At 54.3% G+C, this 12,456-nt stretch carries 11 protein-coding genes and 1 other RNA gene; 8 read left to right on the forward strand and 4 right to left on the reverse strand.

The annotated features are described in order from the left end of the window. The first annotated feature begins 4 nt into the window (after nucleotides 1–4). From zapA to HV127_RS02265, 3 genes are all read left to right on the forward strand, one after another. A complete protein-coding gene (gene zapA, locus HV127_RS02255; RefSeq protein ID WP_110276727.1) occupies nucleotides 5–334 on the forward strand; it encodes a cell division protein ZapA in 330 nt (109 codons plus the stop codon). Between the two features lie 41 nt (nucleotides 335–375). After that, nucleotides 376–559: non-coding RNA, 6S RNA (ssrS, locus tag HV127_RS02260), on the forward strand. Nucleotides 560–670: 111 nt separating this feature from the next. Further along, nucleotides 671–1,267 (forward strand): 5-formyltetrahydrofolate cyclo-ligase, encoded by a 597-nt coding sequence (locus tag HV127_RS02265; RefSeq protein WP_182234888.1) that lies wholly within the window; start codon nucleotides 671–673, stop codon nucleotides 1,265–1,267. A 502-nt stretch (nucleotides 1,268–1,769) separates the two neighbouring features. Here HV127_RS02265 and serA read toward each other — a convergent pair. After that, on the reverse strand, nucleotides 1,770–3,002 hold the full coding sequence (gene serA / locus HV127_RS02270; RefSeq protein WP_112216549.1) for a phosphoglycerate dehydrogenase: 1,233 nt from the start codon (nucleotides 3,000–3,002) through the stop codon (nucleotides 1,770–1,772). Between the two features lie 269 nt (nucleotides 3,003–3,271). After that, nucleotides 3,272–3,931, reverse strand: coding sequence for a ribose-5-phosphate isomerase RpiA (gene rpiA / locus HV127_RS02275; protein ID WP_110276730.1), 660 nt, complete (start codon nucleotides 3,929–3,931; stop codon nucleotides 3,272–3,274). A 168-nt stretch (nucleotides 3,932–4,099) separates the two neighbouring features. Here rpiA and argP point away from each other — a divergent pair, with 168 nt between their 5' ends. From argP to HV127_RS02300, 5 genes are all read left to right on the forward strand, one after another. After that, nucleotides 4,100–4,993, forward strand: a complete 894-nt coding sequence (gene argP, locus HV127_RS02280) for a DNA-binding transcriptional regulator ArgP (protein WP_110276731.1) — start codon at nucleotides 4,100–4,102, stop codon at nucleotides 4,991–4,993. Nucleotides 4,994–5,193: 200 nt separating this feature from the next. Continuing rightward, nucleotides 5,194–7,338: a methylmalonyl-CoA mutase gene (gene scpA / locus HV127_RS02285; RefSeq protein ID WP_139540310.1), complete on the forward strand. Its 2,145-nt coding sequence runs from the start codon at nucleotides 5,194–5,196 to the stop codon at nucleotides 7,336–7,338. Then, nucleotides 7,331–8,326 carry a methylmalonyl Co-A mutase-associated GTPase MeaB gene (gene meaB / locus HV127_RS02290; protein ID WP_182234890.1) on the forward strand — a complete coding sequence of 332 codons (996 nt, stop codon included), beginning with the start codon at nucleotides 7,331–7,333 and terminating at the stop codon, nucleotides 8,324–8,326. Before scpA ends, meaB begins: the two co-directional genes overlap by 8 nt. Before the next feature lie 10 nt (nucleotides 8,327–8,336). Continuing rightward, on the forward strand, nucleotides 8,337–9,122 hold the full coding sequence (gene scpB, locus HV127_RS02295; RefSeq protein WP_182234892.1) for a methylmalonyl-CoA decarboxylase: 786 nt from the start codon (nucleotides 8,337–8,339) through the stop codon (nucleotides 9,120–9,122). A 10-nt stretch (nucleotides 9,123–9,132) separates the two neighbouring features. After that, on the forward strand, nucleotides 9,133–10,599 hold the full coding sequence (locus HV127_RS02300; RefSeq protein WP_182234894.1) for an acetyl-CoA hydrolase/transferase family protein: 1,467 nt from the start codon (nucleotides 9,133–9,135) through the stop codon (nucleotides 10,597–10,599). Here the strand turns inward: HV127_RS02300 and HV127_RS02305 are convergent. Then, a complete protein-coding gene (locus tag HV127_RS02305) occupies nucleotides 10,596–11,492 on the reverse strand; it encodes a LysR family transcriptional regulator (RefSeq protein ID WP_142512828.1) in 897 nt (298 codons plus the stop codon). The genes HV127_RS02300 and HV127_RS02305 overlap by 4 nt on opposite strands. A 119-nt stretch (nucleotides 11,493–11,611) precedes the next feature. Next, on the reverse strand, nucleotides 11,612–12,379 hold the full coding sequence (locus HV127_RS02310) for an oxidative stress defense protein (RefSeq protein WP_182234896.1): 768 nt from the start codon (nucleotides 12,377–12,379) through the stop codon (nucleotides 11,612–11,614). Nucleotides 12,380–12,456 lie beyond the last annotated feature (77 nt).

Raw genomic sequence — 12,456 nt, forward strand, 5'->3', positions numbered from 1 at the left:
TGGCATGTCTGCACAACCCGTAGATCTCCAAATTTTTGGCCGTTCACTACGAGTGAATTGCCCGCCTGAACAAAGGGATGCCTTAAACCAGGCAGCTGACGACCTGAATCAGCGGTTGCAAGATTTAAAAGAACGCACTAGAGTCACAAATACTGAGCAGCTGGTTTTCATCGCCGCGTTGAACATCAGCTACGAATTGGCTCAGGAAAAAGCGAAAACCCGCGACTACGCCGCCAGCATGGAACAGCGTATTCGGATGCTTCAGCAGACCATCGAACAAGCGTTGCTTGAGCAAGGTCGCATAAGCGAAAGACCCGGGCAGAAGTTTGAATAACACTTTGCATTTAACTGTGTTAGAGTAATCGCAAGAACAAAATTTCTCTGAGATGTTTGCAAGCGGGCCAGTCCCCTGAGCCGATATTTCATACCACAAGAATGTGGCGCTCCACGGTTGGTGAGCATGCTCGGTTCGTCCGAGAAGCCTTAAGACTGTGACGACACATTCACCTTGAACCAAGGGTTCAAGGGTTACAGCCTGCGGCGGCATCTCGGAGATTCCCTTCTTTATCGTTCCATCCCCCCAGTTTCATTTTCGGCTTTTGCCGCCTGGTGTATTACACTTGCTTCGTTCGTCTCCTTTGCTCTCGTAACGCTTTTCAGGCAGCCCGGTATGACTCAAATTTCAGATATCCCACTAAGCCGACAACAAATTCGCCAGCAGACTCGCCTGCGCCGACGTGCATTAACGCCAGAGCAGCAAACGCAGTTTGCGCTTCAGGCCGCTGACCGAATGATGGCCTATCCACCGGTTTTACTGGCGCATACCGTGGCAGTGTTTCTCTCATTTGATGGAGAACTGGATACACAACCGCTGATTGATCAGCTTTGGCGGGCGGGTAAACGGGTTTATCTTCCGGTGCTCCACCCTTTCAGCCCGGGTAATCTTCTGTTTCTGCACTACCATCCGAGCAGCAACCTGGTAGTGAATCGCTTGAAAATCCGCGAGCCAAAGCTTGATGTGCGCGACGTCCTCCCCCTTAGCCAACTGGATGTTCTGATTACGCCGCTGGTGGCGTTTGATGCCGCCGGACAGCGACTGGGTATGGGCGGCGGATTTTACGACCGGACGCTGCAAAACTGGCGGCAGTATCATCTACAGCCGGTCGGCTACGCCCACGACTGCCAGCAGGTCGAAGCGTTACCAACGGAGCAGTGGGATATCCCGCTGCCCGCAGTGGTTACGCCAGCAAAAACCTGGCTCTGGTAGAGCGTCGGCCCCATTGACATTGCTTTTTTTTTAACCTAAATTCTCGGGTAAAGGGTGAGGGAGGCGAACCTCCCTCCTGCTTCCTCTCTGTTAATATACCGGCCAGGCAATGATTAACAGGATAAGCAACATGATGAATAGTCTCATCATCGTCCCTTTCCTTTTATACCCGTCATACTTCAAGTTGCATGTGCGTTGGCTTCACTCGCTCACCCCAGTCACTTACTCATGTAAGCTCCTGGGGACTCCCTCACTTGCCGCCTTCTTGCAACTTGAATTATTTAGGGTATAGAGCCCTGCTCTGCCAGGGGCTTTCCCGTTTCAGCCTCATGCTGCGCCCTTATCGTAATTCCCTTTCTTTCAGGCACAACGACATCTATCGGCTTTAATCGCCGTTTGCGGCAAGCCTCGCAAAGAGTTTGTATGAGCGCGGGAAATTTCAGAAATGAGGACTTCGGAAAGGAAAAGGGGCAGGTCAAAACCTGCCCGCTGACAAAAATGATTAGAACAACAGACGTGCGCGAATCGTACCTGGAATAGCTTTCATTGCCTGCAGCGCCTGCTGCGCGACATCTTCTTCCGCTTCAATATCAATAACCACATAGCCCATCTGCGGGGTGGTTTGCAGATACTGGGCCGCGATGTTAATGCTCTGAGCGGCAAAAATCTGGTTGAGAGCAGTCAGTACGCCCGGACGGTTTTCATGGATGTGCAGCAGACGGCGACCGCCGTGCAGCGGCAGCGACACTTCCGGGAAGTTAACCGCAGAAAGCGTTGAACCGTTATCGGAGTACTTCGCCAGCTTGCCAGCCACTTCCAGGCCGATATTTTCCTGTGCTTCCTGGGTTGATCCGCCAATGTGCGGAGTCAGGATCACGTTGTCGAATTCGCACAGCGGCGAATTGAACGGGTCGGTGTTGGTCGCCGGTTCAGTCGGGAATACGTCAATCGCTGCGCCCGCCAGGTGTTTGCTTGCCAGTACATCGCACAGCGCCGGGATATCAACCACGGTACCGCGAGAGGCGTTAATCAGCAGTGCGCCCGGTTTCATCAGCGCCAGTTCTTCTGCGCCAATCATGTTCTTGGTGGAGGCGTTTTCCGGCACGTGCAGGCTCACCACATCGCTCATATTCAACAGATCAGAGAGATGCTGAACCTGAGTGGCATTACCTAATGGCAGTTTGCTTTCAATATCATAGAAATAAACGTGCATTCCCAGCGATTCTGCCAGAATACCCAACTGGGTACCGATATGGCCATAGCCGATAATACCCAGTTTTTTGCCGCGCGCTTCAAAGCTACCGACAGCCAACTTGTTCCAGACACCGCGGTGCGCTTTGGCGTTTGCCGCCGGTACGCCACGCAGCATCAGCAGCAGTTCGCCGATCACCAGTTCAGCAACAGAGCGAGTATTTGAGAACGGCGCGTTAAACACCGGAATACCGCGTTTTGCCGCCGCATTCAAATCAACCTGATTGGTACCGATACAGAAACAACCGACCGCAACCAGCTTTTCCGCCGCCGCGAAGATCTCTTCAGTCAGGTGAGTACGGGAACGCAGGCCGATGAAATGGGCATCACGGATCGACGCTTTCAGCTCTTCGCTGTCCAGCGCGCCTTTGTGAAATTCGATGTTGGTGTAGCCTGCAGCGCGGAGGTTATCCACCGCTTTTTGATGCACACCTTCAACCAGTAGAAATTTAATCTTGTCTTTTTCCAGTGATACCTTAGCCATTTCCCCGTCCTGTTTTTGTCTTATCTGATGTCGTGCGGAACGAAAGTTCTTCTCAGCAACATATCAAAAAAAACTATTGCGGCAATATGAACGTTTGCGTCGACGACCTGAAGAAATATCACACAGAGGGAAATGACAGGACAAAACACCAGAAAGTAAAAGAAAGGTAGATTGTTAATGACACCAGCCGCACAAATGTGACAGAAGTCACCAAAATCGTCCTGACAAAAAAATATTTACGAGGGAGCCATTCACTCCCCCTGATCAGACTATTTAGTGATAGTTTTTACACCATCGGCGGTTCCGATCAACGCCACGTCAGCGCCACGATTGGCGAACAAACCAACGGTAACGACGCCAGGAATGCCGTTAATCGCATTTTCCAGCGCGATAGCATCCAGAATCTCCAGGCCAAATACATCGAGGATCACGTTGCCGTTATCGGTCACCACGCCCTGACGATATTCCGGACGACCACCAAGCTTAACCAGTTCACGCGCGACGGCACTACGCGCCATCGGAATCACTTCAACCGGCAGCGGGAATTTGCCCAAAATATCGACCTGTTTAGACGCATCAGCGATACAAATAAACTTATCCGCGACCGAGGCGATAATCTTCTCACGCGTCAGCGCTGCGCCACCGCCTTTGATCATCTGCATATGGCCGTTGATTTCATCAGCACCGTCAACGTAAACGCCAAGACTATCCACTTCGTTGAGATCAAACACATGGATGCCGAGGCCTTTCAGTTTTTCAGTCGAAGCATCAGAGCTGGAAACCGCGCCTTCAATCTGCCCTTTCATGGTGCCCAGCGCATCAATAAAATGCGCCGCCGTGGAGCCAGTGCCGACTCCAACAATGGTGCCAGGTTGTACATACTGCAATGCCGCCCAGCCTACCGCTTTTTTCAGTTCATCTTGCGTCATGATTATGGTCCGAGATGTGAATTCCTGTGGCGCATTATAGAACATCAAGGGTGCCATTGTCCCTGCGACGGGGATCACACAACTGAGTAGATCATTTTTCGTCTTCATCAAAAACAAATTTATGTCATAGTGCAAGTTAACGAAAAGTACTAGGGGTACGCCAGATCAATGAAACGACCGGACTACAGAACACTACAAGCGCTGGACGCGGTAATCAGGGAACGAGGGTTTGAGCGCGCCGCGCAGAAGCTTTGTATTACACAGTCCGCCGTCTCTCAGCGTATCAAACAGCTGGAAAATATGTTTGGGCAGCCGCTGCTGGTGCGTACCGTCCCGCCGCGTCCGACCGAACAAGGGCAAAAGCTATTGGCCCTGCTGCGCCAGGTTGAGCTGCTGGAAGAAGAGTGGCTGGGCGATGAGCAGACCGGTGCTACGCCGCTGCTGCTGTCATTGGCGGTCAACGCCGACAGCCTGGCGACCTGGCTGCTGCCCGCGCTTTCCAGCGTACTTTCCGACTCGCCTATTCGTCTGAACCTGCAGGTCGAAGATGAAACCCGGACCCAGGAACGCCTGCGCCGTGGCGAAGTGGTTGGTGCAGTCAGTATCCAGCCGCAGGCGCTGCCAAGCTGTCTGGTCGATCAGCTCGGGGCTCTGGACTACCTGTTCGTCGCCTCCAAAGAATTTGCACAACGCTATTTCCCGAACGGCGTGACCCGCTCGGCGCTGCTCAAAGCCCCGGTAGTCGCATTCGATCATCTTGATGATATGCATCAGGCCTTTTTGCAACAGAACTTCGACTTACCACCGGGTAGCGTACCCTGCCATATCGTTAACTCCTCTGAGGCCTTTGTGCAACTGGCCCGTCAGGGGACAACCTGCTGTATGATCCCGCACTTGCAGATTGAGAAAGAGCTGAACAGCGGCGAGCTTATTAACCTCACCCCTGGCCTGTTCCAGCGCCGGATGCTCTACTGGCACCGTTTCGCGCCAGAAAGCCGCATGATGCGCCGGGTCACCGATGCGCTGATCGCTTACGGCCACAAAGTGTTAAGACAAGATTAAGCCTCGCCAGCAGGTCGGATCCATCCGGCCTGCATGACCCACTATCCCCACATCACGTCTTTGAAATACATCACAAAATAAAATATTCCATGCGGCAAAAAACGACGCATTGATGGCTATTTTTTGCTGGCGACAAGGATCGTTAAAAAGCTCACCGTATTCGCAATACCTTATTTTAATTGTGGAATACGGAGCACAAAATGTCAGACTTGCAGGAGTGGCAAAAGCTTGCCAACAAGGAGCTGAGTCGGCGGGAAAAGACCGTCGATTCGCTGGTAAAACAGACGGCGGAAGGCATTGCCATTAAGCCGCTGTATACCGAAGCCGATCTTGATAATCTGGAAGTGACCGGCACCCTGCCCGGCCTCCCGCCCTACGTCCGCGGCCCACGCGCCACCATGTATACCGCACAGCCGTGGACTATTCGTCAGTACGCTGGTTTCTCCACAGCTAAAGAGTCTAACGCCTTCTATCGTCGAAACCTCGCCGCCGGGCAGAAAGGGCTCTCCGTCGCCTTCGACCTCGCCACCCACCGAGGCTATGACTCCGATAACCCGCGCGTGGCGGGCGATGTGGGAAAAGCGGGCGTGGCGATTGATACCGTCGAAGATATGAAGGTGCTATTCGATCAGATCCCGCTGGATAAGATGTCCGTATCGATGACCATGAACGGTGCGGTGCTGCCGGTGATGGCGTTTTATATCGTTGCGGCAGAAGAGCAAGGCGTGGCGCCGGAACAGCTTACCGGGACGATTCAGAACGATATTCTGAAAGAATATCTGTGCCGCAATACTTACATTTACCCACCGAAGCCCTCAATGCGCATTATCGCCGACATCATTGCCTGGTGTTCGGGCAACATGCCGCGCTTTAACACCATCAGCATTAGCGGCTACCACATGGGCGAGGCGGGAGCCAACTGCGTACAACAGGTCGCCTTTACCCTGGCCGATGGCATCGAATACATCAAGGCTGCGCTCTCCGCTGGCCTGAAAATTGACGACTTTGCTCCGCGCCTGTCCTTCTTCTTTGGCATCGGCATGGATCTGTTTATGAACGTCGCGATGCTGCGCGCCGCACGCTATCTGTGGAGCGAGGCGGTCAACGGGTTTGGCGCCACTAATCCAAAATCCCTGGCGCTGCGCACCCACTGTCAGACTTCCGGCTGGAGCCTGACCGAACAGGATCCGTACAACAACGTCATTCGCACCACCATTGAAGCGCTCGGTGCCACGCTTGGCGGCACCCAGTCGCTGCACACCAACGCCTTTGACGAGGCGCTCGGCTTGCCCACCGATTTTTCCGCCCGCATCGCGCGCAATACGCAGATCATCATCCAGGAAGAGTCAGAGATCTGCCGCACGGTGGATCCGCTGGCCGGTTCCTATTACGTCGAATCGCTGACCGATCGCATCGTCAAACAGGCGCGGGCCATTATTCAACAGATCGACGAAGCAGGCGGAATGGCGAAGGCTATCGAAGCCGGACTGCCGAAACGGATGATCGAGGAGGCTTCCGCCCGCGAGCAATCTCTGATCGACCAGGGCAAGCGCGTTATTGTCGGCGTCAACAAATACAAGCTGGAGAAAGAGGACGAAACGGCGGTACTCGAGATCGACAACGTTAAGGTGCGCAACGAACAGATCGACTCGCTGGAGAGAATTCGGGCCAGTCGTGACGATGTGACGGTAAAAGCGGCGCTGAACGCCCTCACCCACGCTGCACAGCATAATGAAAATCTGCTGGCCGCCGCCATCAACGCCGCCCGTGTTCGCGCCACGCTGGGTGAAATCTCCGACGCGCTGGAGGCGGCGTTTGACCGCTATCTGGTCCCCAGCCAGTGCGTCACCGGAGTCATTGCGCAAAGCTACCATCAGTCCGACAAATCCGCCTGCGAGTTTGACGCTATCGTTGCGCAAACTGAACGTTTCCTTGCGGACAACGGCCGCCGCCCGCGCATCCTGATCGCCAAAATGGGTCAAGATGGCCACGATCGCGGGGCAAAAGTGATCGCCAGCGCCTATTCCGATCTCGGCTTCGATGTTGATCTCAGTCCGATGTTCTCCACGCCGGAAGAGATCGCCCGCCTGGCAGTAGAAAACGATGTGCACGTGGTTGGCGCCTCATCCCTGGCGGCAGGACACAAAACGTTAATTCCCGAGCTGGTCGCCGCGCTGAAAAAATGGGGGCGCGAAGATATCTGCGTTATCGCCGGTGGCGTCATCCCTCCGCAGGATTACGCTTTCCTGCAGGAGCACGGCGTGGCCGCTATTTATGGCCCCGGTACGCCAATGCTGGAAAGCGTGCGCGACGTTCTGGTAAGGATTAGCCAACATCATGATTAACGAATCCACGCTGGCGGACACCGTGCGGCAATTACGGATGGGCGAGCGGTCCACGCTTGCCCAGGCCATGACGCTGGTAGAAAGCCTGCATCCTCGCCACCAGTCGCTAAGCATACAGTTGCTGGATGCCATTATGCCCTTTACCGGTAACGCGCTGCGTTTAGGCATTACCGGAACGCCGGGAGCCGGAAAGAGTACCTTCCTGGAAGCTTTCGGTATGCTTCTGATCCGTCAGGGTTTTCGGGTAGCGGTGATCGCGGTCGATCCCAGCAGTCCGGTCAGCGGCGGCAGCATTCTTGGTGATAAAACGCGGATGATCGAACTGGCGCGATCGGATTCGGCATTCATCCGTCCGGTCCCCTCCTGCGGTCATCTTGGCGGCACGAGCCTGCGCGCGCGGGAGCTGATACTGCTGTGCGAAGCGGCGGGCTATGACGTGGTGATTGTTGAAACCGTCGGCGTCGGCCAATCGGAAACGGAGGTCTCCCGCCTGGTGGATTGCTTTATCTCGTTGCAGATCGCTGGCGGCGGTGACGCTCTTCAGGGCATCAAGAAAGGGATCATGGAGATGGCTGATATCCTTGTCATCAATAAAGATGACGGGGAGAACCATGCCAGCGTCGCCATCACCCGCCATATGTATGAATCCGCCCTGCATATTCTGCGCCGCAAGCACGCCGAGTGGCAGCCGCGCGTTCTGAGCTGTAGCGCACTGGAAAAACGTGGTATCGAAGCCGTCTGGCTCGCCATTCTTGAGTTCAAAACAGCGCTGACGGACAGCGGCGGTCTGGAAAAAATGCGCCAGCGCCAGGCGCTGGAGTGGCTGCAAAAGCAGACCGAAACAGAGGCGCTGCACCTGCTATTTTCCCGGACCGATTTCGAACGCTACTTCCAGCAAACGCTACAGGCGGTCAAAAGCAACCACCTCTCGCCGCGCACCGGTCTGCACCAGATCAGCGAATTCCTCCAGAATCATTACTTTGCATGAAAGGATATTTATGTCTTATCAATATGTTAATGTCGAAATTATTCAGAAGGTTGCGGTTATTGAGTTTAATTATGCGCGTAAGCTCAACGCCTTAAGCAAGGTGTTTATCGACGATCTGATGCAGGCGCTGAGCGACCTCAACACGCCGGAAATTCGCTGCGTGATTTTACGCGCGCCCAGCGGAGCGAAAGTCTTCTCCGCCGGTCACGATATTCATGAACTGCCTGCTGGACGCCGCGATCCGCTCTCTTATGACGATCCGCTGCGTCAGATTACCCGCATGATCCAAAAGTATCCGAAACCGGTGATCTCAATGGTCGAAGGCAGCGTCTGGGGCGGCGCATTTGAGATGATCATGAGTTCCGATCTGATCATCGCCGCCAGTACGTCAACCTTCTCCATGACGCCGGTCAACCTCGGCGTGCCGTACAACCTGGTCGGTATTCATAACCTGACCCGCGACGCCGGTTTCCATATCGTCAAAGAGCTGATTTTTACCGCCCTGCCGATTACCGCCCAGCGCGCGCTGGCGGTCGGCATTCTCAATCACGTGGTGGACGCCAACGAGCTGGAGGACTTCACCTTACAGATGGCGCACCACATCTCGGAAAAAGCGCCACTGGCGATTGCGGTAATAAAGGAAGAGCTGCGCGTGCTTGGCGAAGCGCACACCATGAATTCCGACGAATTCGAACGAATTCAGGGGATGCGTCGCGCCGTTTACGACAGTGAGGATTATCAGGAAGGGATGAGCGCGTTTATGGAAAAACGTAAACCTAATTTTGTCGGCCATTAAGGAGAGCAAAATGAAACGGATGAGCGCCGATGAAGCGGCGGAGATTATCCAGCACGACCAGATGGTTGCGTTCAGCGGGTTCACGCCCGCCGGTTCGCCCAAGGCCCTGCCTGCTGCCATTGCCCGCCGCGCCAGCGAACTGCATCAGGCGCAACAGCCTTTTCAGATTCGTTTGCTAACCGGGGCGTCAATTAGTGCAGCGGCGGATGATGCCCTATCAGAAGCCGACGCCGTCTCTTGGCGCGCACCGTATCAGACCGCCTCCGGCCTGCGGCAAAAAATCAATCAGGGGAGAGTGAAATTTGTCGACCTGCACCTGAGCGAAGTGGCGCAGATGGTCAACTACGGCTTCTTTGGCGATATTGACGTTGCGGTGATCGAGGCTTCAGCCATTGCGCCGGATGGACGAGTCTGGCTCTCCAGCGGGATCGGCAACGCGCCAACCTGGCTGCTGCGGGCGAAAAAAGTGATCATTGAGCTAAATCACTACCACAGCCCGCGAGTTGCTGAGTTGGCTGATATCGTGATCCCCGGCGCGCCGCCGCGTCGCAATAGCGTCTCTATTTTTCACACCATGGATCGCATAGGCAGCCAGTACGTACAGATCGATCCGAAAAAGATTGTTGCGGTGGTGGAGACCGAGCTGCCCGATGCAGGTAACGCGCTGGAGAAGAGCAACCCTTTCTGCCAGCAAATCGCCGACAATGTAGTGACATTTTTGCTCAATGAGATGGCGCAGGGACGGATCCCGCCTGAGTTTCTGCCGCTACAAAGCGGGGTTGGCAATATCAACAACGCGGTGATGGCGCGGCTTGGCGAAAACCAGGATATTCCGCCGTTTACGATGTATTCAGAGGTTTTGCAGGAGTCGGTGGTACATCTGCTGGAAAGCGGAAAAATCACCGGGGCCAGCGCCTCCAGCCTGACGGTCTCCGCCGATTCGCTGTATAAGATTTACGACAATATGGACTTCTTCTCCAGCCGCATCGTACTGCGCCCGCAGGAGATCTCCAATAATCCGGAGATCATCCGCCGTTTGGGGGTTATCGCGCTGAACGTTGGGCTGGAGTTTGATATCTACGGCCACGCCAACTCCACCCACGTGGCCGGGGTGAATCTGATGAACGGCATCGGCGGCAGCGGCGATTTCGAGCGCAACGCGTATCTCTCCATTTTCATGGCGCCATCAATTGCCAGAGACGGGAAGATCTCGACGATTGTGCCGATGTGCAGCCATGTCGATCACAGCGAGCACAGTGTGAAAGTCATCATCACCGAGCAGGGGATCGCCGATCTGCGTGGGCTATCGCCGCTACAGCGGGCGCACAAGATTATCGAAAATTGCGCGCATCCACTCTATCGAAACTATCTGCATCGCTATCTGGAAAATGCGCCCGGCGGGCATATCCATCACGACCTCCGTCACGCGTTCGATCTGCACCGTAACTTAATCGAGTACGGCTCGATGCTCGGTTAATTCGCCGTGCCGTCACGATCTTCAGTAATGTGCTGAAGCATCGTGGCGGTATAGCGATGGTTTTTCAGCGAGTAGAGATACTCCTGCATATACATTGGGCTACCGGGCGCGTCGAAGTACTTCAGCTTCGCCGGGTTCACCAGACGCCAGGCAAAATGCGGGATCACCGTCAGAAACTGTCCGCGCTCCACGGCGCTGATCTTGGCCATAAAGCTGTAAGGCCGATAGATGACCGTGGGATTAATTCCGCATGGGCGCATATAAGCATCCAGCATCGCCTCAAAATTCGCCCGATTCTGAAAGCGCATTTGCAACCAGGGTAGCTCACGCAAAAGCTCTTGCGGTGGCTTATCTTCGTAACGACGGGAAACAAGAAACCCTAGCCGCAAAGGTGCAAGCTCGGTGATGGTCAGATTTTCTAGCTCCTGAACGCGAGCGGAAACGTGCTGTGGCGAGATAATAAAATCGAGCTGATGGTCAAACAGATTATCAATCACCCCATTTTCGCTGAACTCCACCGCCTGCGCGGTGACGCCATCGTATTTGTCGCCGAGGCTTATCAACTGATCAAAAATAATGGTGGGATACGTGTTGTCGATACCGATGACAATATTGCGCGAACGGTGCGTCGAGTGATGGATTTCGTTATCAATTGCCGATAAGCGCTGATAAATCGGAAACAGCTTCTGATAAAGCTCCTGCCCTGCCTTATTCAGGCTGATGCTGTTATCTTTGCGGGTAAACAGCGTATAGCCAATTTGATCCTCCAGCGCGGCGATGCTTTTGCCAAAGGGGGAAGCGGTCATATGTATTTTTTCCGCCGCTCTGGCGATGTTATTGGTCTGCGCCAACAGAATAAAATTGCGCATTTTTTTCGAAATAAAGATATCCATGTTTACCTCATCAAGGGACAGGGATATATCCTCACTTCATCAGGGGAAAGACTTTTGTCGTGCTCTCATTTTTACAGATGGTCACAGAAAAAACCCGGCACGAATGCCGGGTAACGGAATTACTGTGCCGCTTTTGGCTCTTCAGCAGGTTTCGCTGGCGCAGCGGGTGCTGGCGTAGGCTGGGTCGGTTGCAGTTCAAACACCACATCAACCTGGTCATCAAACTGAATCGTCGCCTGCTCGTAGGTTTCCTGAGCAGAAACCGGTGCTGCATCGGCCTTCATCATCCGCACCATCGGGCTTGGCTGATAGTTAGAGACATGATAACGCACGCTATAGACTGGCCCCAGTTTACCGTGGAAGCCTGTCGCCAGCTCTTGCGCCTGATGAATAGCATCATCAATCGCCGCTTTACGCGCTTTGTCTTTGTAAGCATCCGGCTGCGCAACGCCCAACGACACGGAGCGAATTTCATTCAGACCGGCTTTTAACGCCCCATCCAACAGGCCGTTTAGCTTATCTAACTGACGCAGCGTGACCTCAACGGTACGCACTGCGCGGTAGCCCTTGAGAATGCTTTTGCCATTCTGATAATCATAATCAGGCTGGGTGCGCAGGTTGGCCGAGTTAATATCTTTTTTTCCAATGCCGCTCTTTTCCAGGAAGGAAAGATACTGAGCCACGCGCTCATCGGCCTGTTTCTTTGCCGATGCCGCGTCTTTCGCGGAAACGTTGACTTCAATCGCCAGGGTTGCGATATCGGGAACCGCAGCAACGCTGGCGGTGCCTGAAGTGACAATATGTGGGCCATTTGGCAATTCATTTGCCTGAGCTGCCATTACGCTAAATCCGAGTGCCGCCGCCAGGGCCATGACTTTTAACTTCACTGTCGTTTCTCCATCTTACATTGGTCGTCCATACACAGACGCATGCCTGCAAGCTTAGCGCGTACGCGCGGAAAGTC

Origin of the sequence: Klebsiella sp. RHBSTW-00215, from assembly GCF_014103785.1 — a bacterium.
Taxonomy (GTDB): Bacteria; Pseudomonadota; Gammaproteobacteria; order Enterobacterales; family Enterobacteriaceae; genus Klebsiella.

What these genes read in the sequence shown, in the direction of transcription:
- HV127_RS02300 (WP_182234894.1), top strand. Translation starts at nt 9,133, where the DNA reads ATGAAACGGATGAGCGCCGATGAAGCGGCGGAGATTATCCAGCACGAC.
- scpA (WP_139540310.1), top strand. Translation starts at nt 5,194, where the DNA reads ATGTCAGACTTGCAGGAGTGGCAAAAGCTTGCCAACAAGGAGCTGAGT.
- serA (WP_112216549.1), bottom strand. Translation starts at nt 3,002, where the DNA reads ATGGCTAAGGTATCACTGGAAAAAGACAAGATTAAATTTCTACTGGTT.
- argP (WP_110276731.1), top strand. Translation starts at nt 4,100, where the DNA reads ATGAAACGACCGGACTACAGAACACTACAAGCGCTGGACGCGGTAATC.
- zapA (WP_110276727.1), top strand. Translation starts at nt 5, where the DNA reads ATGTCTGCACAACCCGTAGATCTCCAAATTTTTGGCCGTTCACTACGA.
- meaB (WP_182234890.1), top strand. Translation starts at nt 7,331, where the DNA reads ATGATTAACGAATCCACGCTGGCGGACACCGTGCGGCAATTACGGATG.
- HV127_RS02265 (WP_182234888.1), top strand. Translation starts at nt 671, where the DNA reads ATGACTCAAATTTCAGATATCCCACTAAGCCGACAACAAATTCGCCAG.
- rpiA (WP_110276730.1), bottom strand. Translation starts at nt 3,931, where the DNA reads ATGACGCAAGATGAACTGAAAAAAGCGGTAGGCTGGGCGGCATTGCAG.
- HV127_RS02305 (WP_142512828.1), bottom strand. Translation starts at nt 11,492, where the DNA reads ATGGATATCTTTATTTCGAAAAAAATGCGCAATTTTATTCTGTTGGCG.
- scpB (WP_182234892.1), top strand. Translation starts at nt 8,337, where the DNA reads ATGTCTTATCAATATGTTAATGTCGAAATTATTCAGAAGGTTGCGGTT.